This window comes from Novosphingobium sp. GV079, from assembly GCF_003058045.1.
GTDB classification, from domain to species: domain Bacteria; phylum Pseudomonadota; class Alphaproteobacteria; order Sphingomonadales; family Sphingomonadaceae; genus Novosphingobium; species Novosphingobium capsulatum.
In genome coordinates this window covers 1-1,552 of the sequence record NZ_QBUE01000051.1, presented here as the reverse complement: position 1 = coordinate 1,552, position 1,552 = coordinate 1, and the positions used below count along the sequence as shown (strand labels likewise).

At 64.5% G+C, this 1,552-nt stretch carries 1 protein-coding gene; it reads right to left on the bottom strand.

Going from position 1 to position 1,552, the window contains the following annotated elements; translation table 11 throughout:
• Positions 1 to 65 precede the first annotated feature (65 nt).
• The gene (locus tag C8K14_RS22235; protein ID WP_107758320.1) at positions 66 to 1,451 is read right to left on the bottom strand and encodes an IS1380 family transposase; all 1,386 of its coding nucleotides are present in this window, start codon (positions 1,449 to 1,451) and stop codon (positions 66 to 68) included.
• Positions 1,452 to 1,552: the final 101 nt, after the last annotated feature.

Here is a 1,552-nt window from a genome sequence, read left to right as displayed (position 1 = left end):
CTGAGCAATGGGCTTTTCGAGGTTGCTGGAGGTGGGCTTTGGGGTCGGCGGCACTGCCGCGTTGATCATGCTGGCGCCGGCGGGAGGGTGGTGGCGATGGCTCGGAACACGCTGGCATCCGGGCATGCTGACGTGAAGGCGACGCGGATGCGCGTGGTGCTTTCGATGATCCGGGCGGCAACCTTGAGCAGCCGCAGGCGCAGTGTTGCGAACTCGGCAGCGGCCAGAGACATGGTATTGGGCGCGACTGCTTTTTGGACTTCCTGACTGATGCGCCACAGCAGCCAGTATGCGGCGGTGTGCAGGATGAGGCGCACCTGGTTGGCGTTTGCCGAGCGGCACGAGGTACGGTCGCTGGCGAGTTGGGCCTTGTGGCGCTTGATCAGGTTCTCGACCTGCCCACGTGCGCAGTAAAGCGTGTCGTAGATATGCTCAGCCGAGCCTTCGGTCAGCGAGGTGACGACATAGCGGATGTCCATGCCCAAAGTGCTGGCCTCGATCCGGGCGACGACGCGGCGCTGGCTTTTCCAGCTTTTGGCGCCGTAGCGGGTCTGGGCATAATGGCGCAGGATCGCGCGGCCTTCCTCGGCGCGCTTGACCGCGCAGGCATCGGCGGCAGCGACGATGGCCGGATCGGCACGCAGCGCGGCGTTGGTCGGCAGGCCGAACACATAGTCGATGCCGGCCGCTTCGCAGAAGGCCATGACCTCGGGCCGGCCATAGTGCCCGTCACCACGGATGGTGATGTGCGTTTCCGGCCAGTTCCGGCGGATATGCCGCACCAGGCGCCGGATGTGACCGGCCGCTTCGGCACCCGACGGCGTCTTGCCAGTGCGCAGCAGCATGGCCACCGGCCGGCCGGTTGCGGTATCGTAGACGTGGATCGGCAGGAAGCAGCGCTCGCCATGATGTCCGTTCCAGAACGAAAGCTGCTGATAGCCATGGACGACATTGCAGGTATCGTCGATATCCAGCGTCACCGCCACCGGCGGGGCGGGATAGCTGGCGCAGTAGATGTCGATCATTGCGACCATCATGCTGGCCAGTTCGCGCGTGGTCGGCGCATTCTCCCACCGGCTCATCGTTGGTTGGCTGGCAAGTCCCGCGCCCGATCCCGGCAACTTGCCCAGCGCCAAACGGAAACCCGGATCGTCGCGCAGGGCGTCGAGATCATCGGCATCCTCATAGCCGCAAGCAATCGCGAACACGCGGGCACGCAGGATGTCATCGAGGCGATGGACCACCCGCGCCGGGTCACGCGGATCGGCAATGCAAGCTGCAAGCCGCTGGCAGATCCCCATTGCACGTTCAGCCTGCGCCAGCAGCAGCACGCCACCATCCGAGGTGAGCCGGCCACCATCAAACGCGGCGGTCACTTTCTTGCGCGCCACTGCTGGGAATCGGAATGGGCTTGCGCTATCGACGTTCATGGCGGGTGTGGCCTGTGGCATTTTCTGCCCTGCGGCAGGTTCGGACTAGACACCCAGATCCTAATTCAGATCAGAGGCTTACGCCACTCCCGCCAACCCTTTGCCCCACCCTGATGAATAAG